15 protein-coding genes are annotated in these 17,768 nt (G+C 42.6%); 1 reads left to right on the top strand and 14 read right to left on the bottom strand.

What is annotated here, in order from left to right; genetic code table 11:
* The first annotated feature begins 370 nt into the window (after positions 1-370).
* Positions 371-547 (top strand): DUF3606 domain-containing protein, encoded by a 177-nt coding sequence (locus tag MVI27_RS10045; RefSeq protein ID WP_246961461.1) that lies wholly within the window; start codon positions 371-373, stop codon positions 545-547.
* Positions 548-940: 393 nt separating this feature from the next.
* Here the strand turns inward: MVI27_RS10045 and MVI27_RS10040 are convergent, their stop codons facing one another.
* The 14 genes from MVI27_RS10040 to MVI27_RS09975 form a co-directional block, all read right to left on the bottom strand.
* A complete protein-coding gene (locus tag MVI27_RS10040) occupies positions 941-1,534 on the bottom strand; it encodes an acetyltransferase (RefSeq protein ID WP_246961459.1) in 594 nt (197 codons plus the stop codon).
* Positions 1,531-2,136, bottom strand: coding sequence for a sugar transferase (locus MVI27_RS10035; RefSeq protein WP_246961457.1), 606 nt, complete (start codon positions 2,134-2,136; stop codon positions 1,531-1,533). Before MVI27_RS10035 ends, MVI27_RS10040 begins: the two co-directional genes overlap by 4 nt.
* Positions 2,129-3,241: a glycosyltransferase family 4 protein gene (locus MVI27_RS10030; RefSeq protein ID WP_281432099.1), complete on the bottom strand. Its 1,113-nt coding sequence runs from the start codon at positions 3,239-3,241 to the stop codon at positions 2,129-2,131. The genes MVI27_RS10035 and MVI27_RS10030 overlap by 8 nt, the downstream gene beginning before the upstream one ends.
* A 65-nt stretch (positions 3,242-3,306) precedes the next feature.
* A complete protein-coding gene (locus MVI27_RS10025) occupies positions 3,307-4,473 on the bottom strand; it encodes a glycosyltransferase family 4 protein (RefSeq protein ID WP_246961453.1) in 1,167 nt (388 codons plus the stop codon).
* A gap of 22 nt (positions 4,474-4,495) precedes the next feature.
* On the bottom strand, positions 4,496-5,536 hold the full coding sequence (locus tag MVI27_RS10020) for a hypothetical protein (RefSeq protein WP_246961451.1): 1,041 nt from the start codon (positions 5,534-5,536) through the stop codon (positions 4,496-4,498).
* Between the two features lie 11 nt (positions 5,537-5,547).
* A complete protein-coding gene (locus tag MVI27_RS10015) occupies positions 5,548-6,417 on the bottom strand; it encodes a hypothetical protein (RefSeq protein ID WP_246961450.1) in 870 nt (289 codons plus the stop codon).
* Positions 6,418-6,827: 410 nt separating this feature from the next.
* Complete coding sequence (locus MVI27_RS10010; RefSeq protein ID WP_246961448.1) at positions 6,828-7,919, bottom strand: glycosyltransferase family 4 protein; 1,092 nt, start codon at positions 7,917-7,919, stop codon at positions 6,828-6,830.
* Positions 7,916-9,145 (bottom strand): asparagine synthase-related protein, encoded by a 1,230-nt coding sequence (locus MVI27_RS10005; protein WP_246961446.1) that lies wholly within the window; start codon positions 9,143-9,145, stop codon positions 7,916-7,918. Before MVI27_RS10005 ends, MVI27_RS10010 begins: the two co-directional genes overlap by 4 nt.
* Positions 9,132-10,586 (bottom strand): MOP flippase family protein, encoded by a 1,455-nt coding sequence (locus MVI27_RS10000; protein WP_246961444.1) that lies wholly within the window; start codon positions 10,584-10,586, stop codon positions 9,132-9,134. The genes MVI27_RS10005 and MVI27_RS10000 overlap by 14 nt, the downstream gene beginning before the upstream one ends.
* Positions 10,587-10,612: 26 nt before the next feature.
* On the bottom strand, positions 10,613-11,932 hold the full coding sequence (locus tag MVI27_RS09995; protein ID WP_246961442.1) for a nucleotide sugar dehydrogenase: 1,320 nt from the start codon (positions 11,930-11,932) through the stop codon (positions 10,613-10,615).
* Between the two features lie 29 nt (positions 11,933-11,961).
* Positions 11,962-12,999 carry an SDR family oxidoreductase gene (locus tag MVI27_RS09990; protein ID WP_246961440.1) on the bottom strand — a complete coding sequence of 346 codons (1,038 nt, stop codon included), beginning with the start codon at positions 12,997-12,999 and terminating at the stop codon, positions 11,962-11,964.
* Between the two features lie 50 nt (positions 13,000-13,049).
* Positions 13,050-13,409, bottom strand: a complete 360-nt coding sequence (locus tag MVI27_RS09985) for a four helix bundle protein (RefSeq protein ID WP_266213272.1) — start codon at positions 13,407-13,409, stop codon at positions 13,050-13,052.
* 301 nt (positions 13,410-13,710) lie between these two features.
* Complete coding sequence (locus MVI27_RS09980; protein WP_246961436.1) at positions 13,711-16,047, bottom strand: GumC family protein; 2,337 nt, start codon at positions 16,045-16,047, stop codon at positions 13,711-13,713.
* A 4-nt stretch (positions 16,048-16,051) separates the two neighbouring features.
* Entirely contained in the window at positions 16,052-16,873 is an 822-nt protein-coding gene (locus MVI27_RS09975) for a polysaccharide biosynthesis/export family protein (protein ID WP_246961434.1), read from the bottom strand.
* Between the last annotated feature and the right edge of the window lie 895 nt (positions 16,874-17,768).

Raw genomic sequence — 17,768 nt, 5'->3', positions numbered from 1 at the left:
GGCAAAGTTTTAAAGTAAGCGAAATGATATTAATAAGTAATGTGAAAATGAATTTTTCAGCGAAGCATCAGTAAGGTTAACGCTATTAAATTTAGAGAAAAAGAACGGCATGACAGCCGTGGGGTGAAAACAGACTAAGATCTAATTGGAAGCCTGGCCTGCATGTCGCGTGTGGTGTTGGCAGACAGTAATCAGGCTTTCGATGGGTATGAAAAGCCAACAACTGTAACGTACATATCAATGAGAATTGAAATGTGTGCTTCATAATAAAAGGTGAAAAGACTCTTTTTTTAAGTTTTGGGGGAAGCCATAATTTGATAAGGGTAAATATTTCTTACATTTACTTTTATTAATACATAACTATGCAATTATGAGTGATGATTTAAATAAAAGAAGACCGCAAGATGCATCGAAAATAAATGTGAACGAAAGCTGGGAGTTAAAATATTGGTCAGATAAATTTGGTGTAACCCCATTACAATTGAAAGCTGCAGTTAAGGCCGCAGGCACTTCCGCCGCTGCAGTGAAAAAACATCTTGGTAAATAATGCTGTGATAGTCTTAGGGTAATTTTTTTTGTTTTTATTGTTTTGAATCAGGCTCTATACCCTATTTAAGTCTTGGAGTATTTGATTTTAGGTAATCACCCTTTTGAAAGGTAGGTGGCTACGCATTGTTTTTCAACTTTCCTGATAATTCGCCAGACCTTGAAATATAAGGTACAGCACTGTGGCATACAGCAAAGCGGTCAGCAGAATTACTTTTACTATGTGCTTTCGTCCGTTTTTCTCAAAAATATAATAGATCACCAGAACGGGAAGAAAGAATAGGGCGAGCAGGAGGGCAAAGAATGAGGAGTGCGGTATCCACTTTATAGAATTCAGATTTACAATTCCTTGTCGGAAGAAAACGTGCAGAATGAAACGAAGGCGCAAAAGGCTCTATTGCACTTTAATAATCCGGCCTGGATTGCCCACGACGGTCGCGCCCGCCGGAACATCGCGGATGATGACGGCACCGGCGCCGATAGTTGCCCAGGCGCCAATCTGAATTCCCTGAATCACGCAGGCGCCAATACCGATATGGGTTCCTTCGCCGACGGTTACATTTCCGGCTAAGGCAGCATTCGGGGAAATGTGGACAAAATCCTCTAAAATAGAGTCATGGTCAATGGTTGCGCCCGTATTGATGATGCAGTGATTGCCAATGGTAACAGCGGGGTTGACGGCAGCCTGCGCCATGACTACGGTGCCTGCACCTATAAATGCGGATGCGGCGACGGCAGCGGCAGGATGAATGGCAGTAGCAAAGGCAAGTGGCAGTTGTGCTGAAACCTTTTTGCGAATGTGATTGTTGCCGATGGTGATGATGGCCTGGTGACCCGATACAAGAGCGGTTCGATCTGTGGTTACCGGTATGCCGTCCAGTTGCTGAAGGGCTGGATTATCATCTATAATCAGCTCGGGCACGATGCCGTTCTGCTGCAATATATCAAGTACGACCTTCGCATGGCCGCTGGCGCCGTAGAGTATCATACGTTTCCTTTAAAAGCTTCCATGGTAGCCTGGCCTTCCTGGGAAATTCCTTCCCGCACGACTACTTTTTTCAGGGTCCGCCACATAATTTTCAGGTCCAGCAGGAAGGAGAGGTGGTCCACATACCAGACATCAAAGTCGAATTTCTGTTGCCAGCTGATGGCATTGCGGCCATTGACCTGGGCCCAGCCAGTAATGCCCGGCCGCACTTCATGGCGGCGCGCCTGCTCCGCTGAATAGAGCGGCAGGTACTGGGGCAGGAGCGGGCGGGGTCCCACCAGGCTCATATCGCCTTTGAGGACGTTGAGCAGTTGGGGGATTTCATCGAGGGAGGTTTTTCGCACAAAACTGCCGACAGCGGTGAGCCGGTCTGCATCCGGCAACAGATGACCGTTTCTATCTTTTTTATCGTTCATAGTTTTAAACTTAACGATGCGAAAAATGCGTCCGTGCAGGCCGGGGCGGGCCTGGAAGAAGAAGGGCTGGCCGGCGGTGGCAAGGGTTAAGGCAATGGTTATCACTAGGAAAATGGGGCTGAGGAGGATGAGGCCCAAGAGGGCAAACAGGAAATCCATTACTCTTTTGAACACTATTTTATACACCTTTTTTATTTTTATATTCTAAGATCAAGCGATTGTATTCTGCCAATAAAGCATCCCAGACCACTTGCTGTTCGTACCGGCTCGTAATCATAGGTCTTGCGTTTCGCTTTAATTGCGCGTATAGAGTTTTATCTTCCCATAGTTGCAGCATCGCGTTGAAAAGTGCATTTGAATCTTTCGGCGGGATGATGAGACCATTTTTTCCATGGATAATAATTTCATTGCAGCCGTTGATATCGGTTACAATAGCCGGCAATTCCATAGCACCGGCCTGCATGACGACATTAGGAAAACCTTCGCGATAGGAGGGGAACACCAGGGCATCAGCGATGGCAAAGTAAGGGCGGACATCCTGTTGAAAGCCGACGGAAATAATATTCGGATTAATTTCAATGTGGTTCAGCGTTTCGGGCAGCAAGGGATCTAGTTTGGCCTCTACCGGCCCTACGAGGAGAAGCTTGCAACTGTTGCTGATTTGCTGATCTGCTGATTTGCTGATTTTTGAGAAAGCGGTAATGAGTTCGTTGATCCCTTTGTCACCTACAAGACGGCCAACGAAGATAAAGATAAAATCTTCTGAGGAAATTCCGAGCTCTGCTTTTAACTGCGCTGCCGATTGTTCTTCAATAGTGGTAGTGGAAAAATAAGTGGTGTCGATCCCGTTAACATTTCCATTAGCTAGCACATTAAGCGGTTTTTCTGTTATTTCAAACTTTTGCAAATCATCTTTTACTCCCTGTCCCTCAGGGTATATATTAGTAGCGGCCCAGCAAAGAATTCTGTCTGTTAATATAAGCAAACGTCGAACAAATCCCTGCCGAGTAGGAAATATAAGTCCTGTAAATGTATGAACACGAATTGGCACACCAGAAAGCCGAGCGGCAAGCATAGTTAGCAAGCCAGCTTTTGGTGTAATAGAATGCACTAGGACAGGTTTCTCGACTTTTAAGATGCAAAATAGCTTATACAGGGCAATCACATCATTAAGCGGAGAAATATTTCTCTGCATTTCAACAGCAATAACACGGCAACCTTCTCTGTTTTTAACAAGATCAAGATTTAGACCGGGTGAAGAAACGCCTATCACTTCAAAGTGCTTACTCAAAAATTTGAGCTGCCCACCTAGCAGAGCATTTAATGATAAAGGAACAGTGGAAGTCCTGATTATTCTCACTTTAAGGTATTTACATTGATCGATTTAAAGAATTTTATTCTCCTCTCATTTAATTTTTCAGGTAAATATTCCATCGCTATTTCATAGTTCCGATGAGAAGTTTGGAGGAAATAGTAATAATCTGTTTTTACCTCTTTTAGTTTTGAAAACAATGACAGGCTTTTTCCTGGTTCAAAAAGACAAGTTTTTGATAGTAATTCTGGAATTCCTCCAACATTTGATCCAATACATATAAGGCTTGAGGCCATCGCTTCGATCAATGCCCGGGGCAACCCTTCCGACAAACTTGGCATAACAAAAATATTATTTGCTGCTAAATATTTCGGTATTAACGCATTATCTACACTACCCTCAAACTTAATTTTATCGTCGAGTTCTAATCTATTTGCTAAACCTTGGTATTCACTGAGCAATTTTCCATCACCTAACCATACCAAAGAAAAATCAATATTTTCATCCTTTAACATCTTCAAAGCGTGGAGTAACACATCAACACCCTTATACCTAAATTCGAGAGAGCCTACGCCGATCAGTAAAAGTTTAGAATTACTGGACTGCTGTTTAACTTGCAAAAAACTCCTATTAAGTTGTATACTTGAATAATGTGTCTGATAACCAGCACAGGGATAAACGTTCTGTAAATAGTACTGAGTTACATAAGATACGCCTGAGGAATTCCGTATAATATTTCGAAGTTTAATTTTTTGATAATATGCTAATGCTTTAAATAACAGGTTGTCTTTTGCGCGAAAAACCTCATAAGGATCTCCTACTAATTCCACAGAGTATTTAAGATTATTCTTAATGCAGAGGCTTGCTACTATATTGCCAATTGTTCCTGGTAATCTGAGCAATATCGCAGCGTGGTTTAGATTTAGTAAAAGTTGCTGAATTCGTAGATATGTTTTCCTGTATGTAATCGCTGTTTCTTTTAGACCCTGAAAGTCTTCCAACGGAAAGATGCTAACGCCTTCGCCTTCAACGTTTGGTGCTCTATCAACAACTTTTGCGCTAACTCGCGCAATAACGATTACGTGATTAAAGACCTGTAAATATCTTGCCCAAAACTGATATGATCTAGTATTGTCAATATCTACAATGTCGTCGTCGTTGTTGAGAAAATATCTTTTTTCGGTCGCTAGGAGTAAGGGAATTTTTTCCATTTGCAATGAGTTATAAAATTGACTAGAGCATTTGGTGAACAAGTGAGCCTATTTCATCAATACTAACCTCACTACTAATATTTATTTTACCTTTTTTTGCTTTTTCTAAACCATTTCGCAATACCTGATCCCACTTAATTAGATATACTTTGTTATCGAGCACGCCAAGTCCCATTAAAATATTTACGCAGAATACTACTCTCTGATCAAACTCGTTAACAGTACTTCCTAAAATTTGAGAAAATATAGCATCGTTGCAGTCATTCCTTACGGTTTCACCTTTAAAACGTTCTAACCAATACACTCTCTCAACGTCAGTTTCATTAGCAATATTTTCAACGCCAAATACTTCCGTTGGCAACGCCCATTTCACTTGTGGGTTATTATTACGTGCAAAATTCATTAAAATCGGGAAAGGAGAAAGAAGTTTTTTAATCTTAGGAACTAGCCTAGATACTGTTTTATTTAGAGCGTCGGGAAGTAATGTCGGAGATTTTTTAAATAAGTCAGGAAAAAGATTTTTATGGTACGGGTATAATACCATAGGCTTAGGGAAGGATAGTATTTTTCCATTCTTTGTAAGAATAAATAAATCATCTCCGATTACTTGGTAGTTGTATTTCTTTACAAAATCATTAAGAATGGCCGTCTTACCTACTCCTCCCCAAGAAGGGAAAAGAATTGCTTTTCCATTTTTGGCGACAGCAGCACCATGTATTAATACGCTGTCTGTTCTTAAAAGAGCTATCTGAATCATATACATTAACCATTCAATATATCTATACTTAGTGTTTAAAATAATTTCATTTTCTTTTAATATAACCTCAATGCCATAATTAAGGTCTATTAAAGATTCGGAATTAATATAAATATTATCTGAATATTCTCTATGTAATGAAGTCGGTAATGCTTGTACTTTTTTAATGGTTATCCTCTGATATGCTGATTTTTCCTTAGAGTCGAAACTTCGTAAAAATTCATCAATTCGATTTGTGATTTCCAAGCCGGAATCTATGGTAATAACAAGTAATCCTTGTAAATTAACTGTTAAATTTTGCTTCATTTATTTTTATATTAAGAATTTGTTGTAATAACATTGCGTTTGCCAATAAGCAGAGTTATTAAATATAGTAAAAAGTAATTTAAATAAAATTTAGAAAACCAGATCGGACCTTCAGCCCGAAACACATTATAAATTATGAAATATAAAAGCACTAAGCACATTAAATTTGTTTTGCTGAATGCATGGGCAATATATGAGAATGTAATATATATTATTGTACTGGTTATTAGGAATAGAAATAAATCATCTGCAGAGCCGTGAAAAACGTCGGTCGCATAAGGCACGGTATACACGACATTTCCACTGGAAAAACGGGACTTAGAAGCAATTTCGACTGCATATGTGTCGTAATTCTCAAGTTGGAGAAAATTTTTAATCGATTTTGGAAGCAGGCGAGTAAAATAAGAGTGTTCATTATTTATATCTGGGATAACGCTCAAATGGCTTTCTGATAGTATACCTGTAAAAAATTCAGTGGGGACAAGAGTAATGTTTTCTCTACTTATACTGAACGAATCCGTAGCAAAATAGTTAGCAATATCGCCACGCACAGTTTGATAAATAGTCAAAAATAGAATAATTGCAGAAGCTGCTACCGTGAGTTTACCTCTGTTTTTTAATAAAAAGTTTTTGTTGAGTATAAAAAAAGTTCCAAAGAAACCTAATAGGTAATTTACTAAATTTAACCTTGTTCCCATCAATAAGGTTAACAATAAAAATATAAAATAGAAGAATATTAGTGCGTTATTATTTCTTAAATAAGTTTTGTCAACCGCAATATTATAAGCTAGCAATACCGACAGAATCGTTATTATAATGTCGTAGCGAGATAGTAAGCTGCTTTCAGCGGCAACTTCGTTTATATATTCTGCTCTGGCCATCTGCAGTATGGCTCCGTAGCCTCCAACGGAAGTCCATCTATAAAAGAAGAGGCAATAACCAGTTATTAGTAAAAGTAATAGAATATAATTGCTGTAAGGATAAGCTTTTATTGTTGTTTTCGCGTTTTTAAAAGAATATGCACATACGGCTTCACTTAATAAAAATGAAAACTGTGCAACAACTAATATCTGCGATATGTGTAAAATCAGATCCGCAGTGAAATCCCGTGAAGTTATTTGTTGTACGGTAGCAGGAAGATATAATACTATTAGTATGGGTAGCGCGTAATAAAGAAAAGTTAGAATAGAGAAAAACCATCCGATCCTTATATAGAAGGTGCGGTTTTGATTGTAATTCAGTTGTATTACTGTTATAAGTAACAGAAGGAGGTATAATAAGAGAAATATATTCACTTTTTCAAACTTATCGCGTCAGTTATTCTTTTTGCACGTGAACTCCAAGTATATTTTGCTAGGAAAGTTTTATAGGAATGTTCCCTTATGTCATCAAATAAATCAGAATCATTATTAAGCGTTTCGATTGCCTTCTTCCATTGACTAGAATCTTTAGCGTCCACCATTAAGAAATCTTTAGTGTGTAATCCAATTTCTCGTAAAGCCGGGAGATCGGACATAATTATAACTTTTTTGTTTGCCATATATTCGAATATTTTCATTGGTGACATCCATCTAGCATTATCGGCACCTTTTTTTTCAATGCTGACCTTTTCTTGGTAAGGAGCAAGCGCTATACTAAAGTGCTTGTAAACTTCCTTGAGTTCTGCCTGAGTTTTAAAACCATAATATTTTATATTGGTAGGAGATATTGCACGGTACTTTTCAACATCACCCGGATGTCCACCTATTATGTGAAACGTATAATTTTGCAAAAGAACTGCAACCTCAATGATTATCTCAATTCCTCTGCCACCATATAAATGACCAACGTATCCTATATTTTTACGATTTGTTCCATTTTCAGGAACGTCTACTTTGTCTGCACAATCAGATAGAATTAGACATCGCTCTTGCTCGAGTTTAAACATTTTTTGATACTCGAGAAGTAGTTTTTCGGTAATGAAGACCGCAGTTACAAGTTTTTCTGAACGTAATAAGATATTAATAAGCCACTTTATAAATCTATTATGCGATATCCCATGGAATTCAACTATTACTTTTTTCCTAAATATTATACACCATAATAGGGGATAGAAGTATCTAAGATAAACTACTGTATTACGACTTTGTGCAATTTCCTTAAAACATAACCAATTGTAAGCGAAGAAACGTAAAATATTATTTCTTTGTGGTGAACTTACTGCTGTCTTGAATTTAGCTGCGACATCATAAAACTTGTACAGATCTTCCTTACTTGTTCCCATACCAGTGAGTTTAACAGTGCATCCTTCATTAGCTAGGGCTTGGCACATCTTCATCACGTGTACACTATTTGCCGATTTTGATGGGATTTGTGAGCCTGATAAGTATAGAATCTTTGTCATAATTGTTTTCCGGCTTTTATATGAATCTCAAGGGATGCGAGAGTTATGAGGGCATCAGCATAATTACCCTTCTGGTTAATATGATCATTATAAATCTGTGGCAAATCAATCCAAGGTACAATATCCCTTTTTGCTAAATCCATCAAATTATCATGAATTGTAGTTCTTAAATCCTCTCTTTGGCGAATTCCTGTGTTGAAATCCATATAATTTATTTGTGGATTGATTGAGGTTCGATTTAGCAGGTTCATTTTGTTTCTGATTTTATTCTTAAGGCGAGCATAATTAAGCCTTAACATACTATGGTCGCTCGGCAAGCCATGAAACTGCTTTAAAGGTAATGCAAATATTTTTGGAAACTCGGTGAAAACAAATTTTTTATATAGTGTCTGGTTTCTTCTATATCTGTTTGGCAAATTAAAGTAAAAATTAAAGAGATTGCGACTATTGCCTGGCAGAATAAATTGGTAACCTTCATATAAGATATTTGGTGCTATATATTTCGGGTATCTGTTATAAACTTCTATTAATTCTTCGTATGAAATGCCAGGATTACGATCAGGCAGATCGTATAATGCTGCTATTTGTGATTCGGTTGCGCAAGTAAGATTTGCAGATTTTACAAACCGTTCTTTTTTTAATACTTTTTCTCTCGCAGCCGTTGGTGTTTCAGCTCCCTTAGCAGGTAAGTGAGAACCTGCTATCCAGTCTAACATGTAACCAGACCAGATGTTTGCGCCATAATAAAGTTTATCCAGTTCTTCTAAAGGCGGATGATGAAATAAAAATGTCTGATGATGCGTTCTCTTAGAAATTTCTATTTCTTTTTGCGTAGAAAATTTGTAATTACTAAAAGAAAAAGTTCTATGTTTGGTTTGGAGCTTTTTAGCAACTAAATTTCCAATTTCAAAATCTAAAGTGTTTTCGGTCCCAAATGTATATGTATATATATTAGAACTTTCAGTAAACTCCTGAAGAGTTGCAAGAACTGCCCTGCTGTCTATACCGCCGCTAATTGGTACAACGTTTAAACTTTTATTGGAGAACAATTCTTCGAAAGTTCTAAACCATGCCGTTTTTGCTAAGCTAAGAAGATCATTTTCATCCAATTTTGATAACTCATTCTGTTTACTGGAAAAGTCTCCTGTTTCAATTATGTTTTTAGAATTCTGAAAATCTAAAAAATAACCCAAATACAAAAAGGAATTTATATCACCTATTTTCATTTCGAAAAAGCGCTTTTATTTTAATTATTTTTAATTCTCCTATCATAAATAAGACTGCGAAATAAGTTATCAAACCTGTCATAATTTTAATTATTAAGCTGATAAAAATATTGTTTGAAATAGTATATCCATCTATCCAGAAAAGATTTAAAGTTGTTATAGTAACAAGTAATAATAAAGGAGAGAGGAATTGCTGTAAATATGTTCTGAATGTAATTTTGGTCATTCTTTTTATTTGCAACCTGTACATAAGAAATAGAAATCCGCAGCTTAAAACTGCTAAAGATGTTGCTACTGCGTCGATATTTTCACTTTTAATAACGAAGAGTAAAACTGTTACTGTTAAAACATTTCTGATGATCGTCCATATGAAACCTACATCAGTTCTACCAGTGGCAATTTGAAGGCTGCCAGCTGGTTTTACGAGTGTAAAGCATGCTTGAAAAATTGCTAAACAAGCCAAGATATAATAAGCTGTTTCATATTCTTTCCCATATAATATCGTCAGAATTTCGCGAGAGCATAGTGCGACAATTAAGTAGAATGGTATTGTAGTGTGGGAAATCATGTGCAAAACTTTAAGATAATAGTATTCAACCTTTTTTTTCTCGCGGTTCATTGAAGCTAGCAGAGGATTAAAAACACTAAATACGATAGGAATAACAACTGAATATAGTTTTAAGCTTATTTGTTTAGCCAACGAATAAATGCCCAAGGTGCGTGGGCCAAAATATTTACCTATTAAAATTAGATCTATTTCCCTCGAGAGAAAATCTAATATGTTGCTACCTAGACTATAAGTTCCGATTGTCAAAAAATCTCTGATTTCGCTCATTTTGAAATGTAGTAAAATCGGTTCCTGTTTTCTGCGAATATATATCAGCAGTGATGACGAAATTGCCGAAGTGCTAATTGTGGAAAATACCAAACTGTAGACTCCGTAACCAGATATTGCCATAGTTACTGCAGTAATTAAGCCTACGGTATATGCGATCAGATCAACTTTTGCCAGGGTATGAAAAATTAACTTCTTTTGAAGTATAACTCTGTGTTGTTGTCCGATAGCCATTAAAATGATATTAAAAGCTAATATTCTAATTATGTTTTCGACTTTTGGTTGATTATAAAATTGTGCAACTAAAGGTGAAGCGGTATATATAAATATATATAATATTATCGCGATAAAATTATTTAGCCAATATAAGCTGCTGTATTGCTTCTGGGTAATATTTTGCTTAAATAAAATGGCAGTTGAAATACCCATTTCAACAAAGATGTTCGTAAAATTAACAGAAAAGACTGCGATTGCTAATAAACCAAAGTCTTCCTTTGGTAAATACCTAGTAAGAATGCTGATTTGTATCAACTGCAGTATTGCCAGCCCAATATTGCTTATTGAGGACCATTTGATACCTGATACTACAGTCTTTCTAATATCCATTTGTGGGAGCTAAAGAAAAGTTTTGTCTATAATCTTATAGATGTTTTCTCAGCCGTTGATTCTATAATACCCTTGACGTCATATATAATATTTATCTCTTTAAGATATTCTAATAAATTTAATTTTCTAAAGGCATCATGCGCGACTGTTATTATGATTACATCATATTTTCTTGATGGTTTTAAGTGCTCCGTTTTAAATTGTGAATGAGAAATAATCTCATATTCATGCATTACCTCGTCGGGATCCGCCCATGGGTCAAATGTAGTTACCTCTAAGCCGTACGCTTCTAAGTTTCGAATTACATCGACAGCCTTGGTATTTCGTACATCTGGGCAGTTTTCCTTAAAGGTAATTCCTAAATTTAGCACTTTAGCGCCACACGGATTAATGCCTTTTCTGATCATGGCCTTTAGTACTTGTTCTGCAACATATTTACCCATAGAGTCATTCAGGCGACGACCGGCCAGAATGATTTCCGGATGATAGCCATACTCCTGCGCCTTCTGCGCGAGGTAGTACGGGTCCACGCCAATACAGTGACCGCCTACCAAGCCCGGTTTAAAGGGAAGGAAATTCCATTTGGTCCCGGCTGCTTCGAGCACCGCATGGGTATCGATGTCCATAAGGTTGAATATCTTGGCCAACTCATTGACAAAAGCGATGTTGATGTCGCGCTGGGAATTCTCGATCACCTTGGCAGCCTCGGCCACTTTAATCGTCGGAGCCAGATGGGTGCCGGCACTTATAACAGAGCTGTAAAGATCATCTACTACTTTACCGATTTCAGGTGTGGAACCACTGGTCACTTTTTTAATTTTCTCTACGGTATGCTCCTTATCTCCCGGGTTAATACGCTCCGGCGAATATCCTGCAAAAAAGTCTACATTATACGTCATCCCGCTTACCTTCTCAACAACAGGAATACAGTCGTCCTCCGTCGCGCCTGGATAAACGGTAGATTCGTAAATGACGATGTCATCTTTCTTAATAACCTGTCCTACGGTTTCGCTTGCCTTTATAAGCGGAGTCAATACCGGTCTGTTGTTCTTATCTACAGGCGTAGGTACCGTAATAATGTAAATATTAGCATCAGCAATATCGTCAAGATTGTCAGAGCAATACAGTCCCTCTCCTGCATTTAGATCAGCAAAGGGATTGACCGCAACAAGCGCCGACTGCAACAGCTCATCTGATACTTCAAGGGTGTCGTCGTGGCCAGCATTGAGTTCGGCTACTCTTTTGGTATTAATGTCAAATCCCACTACAGGAAATTTTGTGGCAAACAACCTTGCAAGGGGAAGGCCTACATAACCAAGGCCGATGACGGCAATTTTGTGAGTCATAATATATGTTTGTGTTTTTTTATCTGTTTTTACTGTCTTGTGCTTTTAAGGTTTTCCCAGTACCATGTTACGGCTTCTTTGAGCCCTTGTGCAAATATGTGACTGGGTTCGTAACCCAGTAAATCCCGGGCTTTTGCGATACTGGCTTTGGAGTGGGGCACGTCACCTGCACGAACAGGACCGTGCAAGATTTCTACGTCGCTGACGGCCGGATCGTATTCGCTTAAATACTGCTTAAGGAGTTGGGCCATGTCTTTGATGGTAGTACGGTCGCCCACAGCGGTATTATATACCGTATTGACGGCAGCCGGATTTTCTGTCAGCATGGCCCGCTGATTCATCTGGATGACATTGTCGATATAAGTAAAGTCTCGTGAGTAATCGCCGGCGCCATTGATGGTCGGACTTTGATGGTTCATGAGTTGAATGACAAACTTGGGGATGACGGCGGCATAAGCGCCGTTGGGATCCTGTCTGCGGCCAAAGACATTGAAGTACCGAAGGCCTATGCATTCCATTCCGTAGGTTTTCGCAAAGACATCCGCGTACAGTTCATTGACATACTTGGTGATGGCATAGGGCGAGAGCGGTTTGCCAATCACATCTTCCACCTTGGGCAGGCTTGTAGAATCTCCGTAGGTGCTGGAACTGGCGGCATAGACGAAACGCTTGACTTTGGCATCACGTGCCGCGACGAGCATGTTGAGAAAGCCGCTCACATTCACCTCATTGCTCGTAATCGGATCGTTAATGGAGCGAGGCACGGAGCCAAGAGCAGCCTGGTGCAGGACAAATTGCTGATCTTTGCATGCCTCCCGACAGGTATCCAGATTCCGGATGTCCCCCTCGATCAAGGTATAGTTCGGATTGCTGAGGAAAGGCGCAATGTTGTGGCGATGGCCGGTAGCGAAGTTGTCCAGACAGGTAACGACCGCTCCCAGCTCTAAGAACTTTTCGGTGAGGTTGGAGCCGATGAAGCCGGCGCCGCCGGTGATGAGAATTTTTTTATTGAGTAGTGGGTGGTCGGTGGTCGGTGGTCGGTGGTCGGTGGTCGGTGATTGGTTCATGGAGTTGGTGGTCGGTGATTAGTGGTCGGTGGTCGGTGGTTGGTGATGGGTTAAAGTTTTGCTTTCAAAGATCTGTTTAAAGCATATAACTGTTTTCTTATTATTTCGATGTTTTGCAGGATAGCTGCAGCCCGTTCGAGATATTGCAGACGCACCGCAATTTCCAATTGCGTATCCAGTTCTCCGAGGGAGGCAAGCGCAATATAAATAAATTGCATAAACTCTTTGGTACTCCTGCGCATAAAACCTTCGGCAATGTTTGAAGGAATTGAAACAGCGCACCGGCGTATTTGAGAAGTTAAGCCATACATTTCCTCTTTAGGGAAGCCAAAAGACATTTTGTATATATCTTCAACAAGTGTCATGGAATTTTTCCAGACGTCGAGCTCTCTATAAGTTTGGACAGTCATGTGTTACAGGGCGGATTTGCGAATCTGCATATTTGCATATCTGCCTATTCGCGTATTTGCGTATCTGCGTATTTGTTTTTTACGTTTTAACTTATCTTATTTCTAACGGGGCGGATTTGCGGATCTGCGAATTTGCCTCGTTCCGCTTTAACTACTCTCGTATATTTAGTCTTGATTAAGCGAATCTGCATATCTGCGAATTTGCTTTTATGTTTTAACTTATTTTATTTATATCTGGCTGATTTGCTGATTTGCTTATTTGCGTATTTGCAGATCTGCATATTTGCGAATTTGCATTTTGTTAAAATTTCCACCAGGGTTTTTTGGTTTCGTCGTGGTAGCCGTAGCCGTATTTGCCACCGTAGCCGTAGCGCATTTCATCTTTATCGACATCGTTAAGGACGAGGGCCATGCGGGAAACGTTGTCGTCTTTGGCGACGGTGCCGGCATAATCGAGCAGTTCTTTTTCGGTGTAGCGGGCACGGACGACGTACACCAGGACATCGGAATGACGCAGGATGTGGAAGGAATCACTGACCATCATGAGCGGGGCGGAGTCGATGAGGACGTAGTCATAGCGCTGACGCAAATCAGTGAGCAAGTCCGCGAGGCGGCTGTCTTCCAGCAGGTCGGTTGGATTCGGCGGAATGGTACCGCTGCTGATGGTGTCCAGATTCGGGGTGAGGCCGGACGGGTGAATGATATCATCGGTATGGACGGTGGCATCTGCCAGGTAATCGGAGAGGCCTTGCGGGCCGGGAACAATATAGCGTTCCAGTTGCGGGTTGCGGAGGTCGGCGCCGATGAGGAGTACTTTTTTGGTACTGGCCAGGCTGAGCGCGGAGTTCACCGACACGGTGGTTTTGCCTTCGCCTTTCACGGAGGAGGTGAAGAGGATGACCGGCGCGGTGCCCGAGATTTTGGTGAGCATGAACTTCAGGTTGGCGGTCAGGATGCGGAAGGCTTCAGCATAGACGGAAAGGTCATTTTTACCCATGAGGTCAGAGTCATCCTTCCCCACGGTGGGTACCTCCGCCAGGACGGGCACATCAGGCAGGGCATCAGAAAGATCCTTTTTGGTTTTCACTTTGGTATCAAAGGCAAAGTAGCCATAGAAACCAAGGAAGGGCAACAGCAGGCCGAGCAGGAAGCCGCCAAGATAGATGATCTGTTTTTTAGGAGCGACCGGCTGTGCTACAGTATAGGCCGGATTGACAACACGCGCCTTCGGAGTCGTAACAGCCAAAGAGATGGATGTCTCTTCGCGTTTCTGTAAGAGGTAGAGGTAAAGCGCTTCCTTAATGTTTTGCTGGCGGTCAATGTTCCGGAACTGGCGCTCCTGACCCGGGAATTTGGTGATGCTTTCACGGGATTCAGTGACGCGCGCCTGCAAATCAGACAAGGTATTCTGCAACGTAGCGCGGGTCTTCACGAGGTTGTCGCGCACCAAATTGCGCGTAGCGGCAATATCACGGTTGAACTGCTGGACGGCGGGGTTGGCCGGGGTGGCCTGACGCAGGGTGCGGTTGCGGGTGAGGACGAGCTGGTTATAGTCGGAGATCAGCTGGTCCAGACCGGCGGGCATGCCCATATTGGAAGGCAGCAGCTGTTCATTGTTGGCGGAGTTGGCAAAGGCCAGGACAGAGTTGACCATCTCGAGCTGGGTGCCGACGTCCATGATCTTTTTGGTGGCTTCGTTGGCATTTTCAACGGAGAGTTTGGCCTGGGTCTCAAGATCGGTGATCTGGTTGGAGCGTTTGAAGGCTTCCTTCTGGCTCTCAATGGTCCCCAGTTCACGGGTAATGAGGTCGAGGCGCTCATCGATAAACTTGGCGGTATTTTCGGCTTCCTGGTTTTTGTTTTCAATGGCATCGAGGTTGAACTGGCGGATCAGCTCGTTGAGGGCCGCTTCCGATTTATCGGGGTTTTCACCATTGCGCGACATTTCGATGACGGCGGAGTTTTTGCCGGGTACGCCCAAGGTGAGGCTGCGCTCCAAGTCTTCGGCGGCCAAAGCGGCGTTGCGCACTACTAATTTTAGCGGGCTTTTGAATTCTACGGCCGGGTGTCGTGACACGACAAAAGTTCCAAACTCTTCCTGCACGGGAACATCATAACGGAAAATACGGTCCGGCTTTCCTTCGGCACTGAGTTTAAAGCTGGTATTGCTGGCCGGACGGATCGTGTAGGCCTGCTGTTTAAATTTCCGGGGTTCGCGCAGGTGGGTAACCTTGCCGTCGAGCGGCCCGTCGGAAAAGAGTTCGTTGGTGCGCACATTTCCTTCATAAATAAACTGCATATCGAGGTTCAGTTCTTTGACCACACGCAGCATAAGCGGCTTTGCTTTGAGCATGGAAATTTCGTCTTCGATATCGGTTTCGCTGAGGCCGCCGGTGAGGGAAATGTTTTGCAGATCGGTGAGGCCGCCGGAGCCTCCTTTCTTGGAAGCTTTGGCCACAAAAACAGAAGCGCGGGTCTGATAAATGACAGGTGCATAGCGCAGGTAGAGCCAGGCAGCGACCAAGCATAATAACAATGAGCCCAGGAACCACGGCCATTTCTTGCGGTAGCGGCCGATTACTTTTTTAAGATCAATTTTTTGTTCCGGCTGGTGTTCCGGGAGGAAGTCCATCTCCATGCGGTTATTTGAAGGCATTGATTAAGAGTGAAGCGAGGGTGATACCGACACCGACGAGCGAGAGAACGAGGGTGCGGTTGGGATTGGTATTGGCAACGACTTTTTTGGTTTCATCCGGCTGGACGTAGAGCACATCATTCTGCTGCAAATAATAGACGGGCGATTTGGTAAGGCCCGCATCGGTAAAGTCGAGGGTATAGGTCTGCTCCGTGCCATTGACGTTGCGCACGAGCTTAACATTGGTGCGATCACCGTATTGGGTCATGTCACCGGCAAGGCCCAAGGCCTGGAAGAGATTAATTTTCTCATTATCACTGGTATACTGGCCGGGCTTGTTCACTTCGCCGAGAACGGTGACATTGAAGTTGAGCTGACGCACGGTGACCATGGGATCCGTCAGATAGGCTTTTAAGCGTCCTTCGAGGTCTTCCTGGAGCTGCTGGCGGCCGAGGCCGGCGACGTGGAGGCGCCCCAGGACCGGGAAACTAATATAGCCATCGGCATCCACGAGGTAACCTTGGGGAGCATTCTGGTTGGTGGTATTATTCAGCACTTCATTTGGGCTGGCTGTTTTGTACATGGTGGCCTGGTTGAAGGGGCGAACGGCAAATTCATCAAAAGCGGAGACTTTAATGTCGAGCAGGTCGCCGGTCTGGAGGCGGGTTCCCTGATAGACGGCCTGGGACACGGCCTGCTGGTAGTCATTTTTCTCCAGATAGACCATGTTTTTTTTGGGGCCACAGGCCCAGAGGGTCAGGATCAGAACGGCAGCCAAGGGGGCGGCGGTGCGGCGCCGAAGCCAGGATTGTATTGTAGTCGGGATCATGTTGTGTTCATTTATAAACCGGCGGCTGCAGGGGTGAGGAAGGCAGAGGCGCGGTGGAAAAATGTGTTTTTGCGGGGCAAAGTTACGGATTTTTTTGGTGCGGGGCGCAGGGTGTGGGTTGCGGGTTGCGGGTTGCGAGGTGCGGGTTGCGGGTTGCGAGGTGCGGGTTGCGGGTTTTCAAAGGAGCGCTGCCGTTCAGGGGGTTGCTTCGTCGGCTGAGGCCTCCTCGCAATGACGGGGGTACGGGTTGCGGGTTGCGGGGTGGTCAGTGGTCGGTGATTGTTCCTACGCTGCGCTTCGGAAAAACACTCGAACTGACAAGGTGCAAGGTGCGGGTTGCGGGTTGCGGGTTGCGAGGTGGTCGGTGATCGGTGGTCGGTGAACGGTGAACGGTGGCGGGTGGCCGGTGATCGGAAGTGAGGAGTGGGTGGTCAGAGGAGAGGAGTGGGGAGTAATTGAGTGATTGCGGGTTTTCAAAGGAGCGCTGCCGTTCAGGGGGTTGCTTCGTCGGCTGGCGCCTCCTCGCAATGACGGGGGTACGGGTTGCGGGTTGCGGGTTGCGAGTGGTGAGTGGTCGGTGGTTGGTTGTCGGTTGTCGGTGATTGTTCCTACGCTGCGCTTCGGAAAAACACTCGAACTGACAAGGTGCAAGGTGCGGGTTGCGGGTTGCGGGTTGCGAGGTGCTTCGTGAGAAAGGCAGAAGAAAAGAAAAAGGTCCGGGCTGGAGTGCCGGACCTTTTTGGGTATTTTTCCTGAGCGCCGAGAGGCTCAACGCCGGAGGAATTAGTTGGTTGTAGCGGTATAGGTTACTGTTTGGGTGTATTTCCCTTCCGGTTTTCCTAAGAGGACTGTCTGTGCTTTTTCAGCCGGGATGGTGTAGTCGATGTTCAGTGAA

The sequence above is a fragment of the Chryseobacterium salipaludis genome, from assembly GCF_022968825.1.
Taxonomy (GTDB): domain Bacteria; phylum Bacteroidota; class Bacteroidia; order Flavobacteriales; family Weeksellaceae; genus Kaistella; species Kaistella salipaludis.
This window is presented reverse-complemented; position numbering and strand designations above follow the sequence as displayed.

What these genes read in the sequence shown, in the direction of transcription:
- MVI27_RS10045 (WP_246961461.1), top strand. Translation starts at nt 371, where the DNA reads ATGAGTGATGATTTAAATAAAAGAAGACCGCAAGATGCATCGAAAATA.
- MVI27_RS10040 (WP_246961459.1), bottom strand. Translation starts at nt 1,534, where the DNA reads ATGATACTCTACGGCGCCAGCGGCCATGCGAAGGTCGTACTTGATATA.
- MVI27_RS10025 (WP_246961453.1), bottom strand. Translation starts at nt 4,473, where the DNA reads ATGGAAAAAATTCCCTTACTCCTAGCGACCGAAAAAAGATATTTTCTC.
- MVI27_RS10020 (WP_246961451.1), bottom strand. Translation starts at nt 5,536, where the DNA reads ATGAAGCAAAATTTAACAGTTAATTTACAAGGATTACTTGTTATTACC.
- MVI27_RS10015 (WP_246961450.1), bottom strand. Translation starts at nt 6,417, where the DNA reads ATGGCCAGAGCAGAATATATAAACGAAGTTGCCGCTGAAAGCAGCTTA.
- MVI27_RS10010 (WP_246961448.1), bottom strand. Translation starts at nt 7,919, where the DNA reads ATGACAAAGATTCTATACTTATCAGGCTCACAAATCCCATCAAAATCG.
- MVI27_RS10005 (WP_246961446.1), bottom strand. Translation starts at nt 9,145, where the DNA reads ATGAAAATAGGTGATATAAATTCCTTTTTGTATTTGGGTTATTTTTTA.
- MVI27_RS10000 (WP_246961444.1), bottom strand. Translation starts at nt 10,586, where the DNA reads ATGGATATTAGAAAGACTGTAGTATCAGGTATCAAATGGTCCTCAATA.
- MVI27_RS09995 (WP_246961442.1), bottom strand. Translation starts at nt 11,932, where the DNA reads ATGACTCACAAAATTGCCGTCATCGGCCTTGGTTATGTAGGCCTTCCC.
- MVI27_RS09990 (WP_246961440.1), bottom strand. Translation starts at nt 12,999, where the DNA reads ATGAACCAATCACCGACCACCGACCACCGACCACCGACCACCGACCAC.
- MVI27_RS09985 (WP_266213272.1), bottom strand. Translation starts at nt 13,409, where the DNA reads ATGACTGTCCAAACTTATAGAGAGCTCGACGTCTGGAAAAATTCCATG.
- MVI27_RS09980 (WP_246961436.1), bottom strand. Translation starts at nt 16,047, where the DNA reads ATGGAGATGGACTTCCTCCCGGAACACCAGCCGGAACAAAAAATTGAT.
- MVI27_RS09975 (WP_246961434.1), bottom strand. Translation starts at nt 16,873, where the DNA reads ATGATCCCGACTACAATACAATCCTGGCTTCGGCGCCGCACCGCCGCC.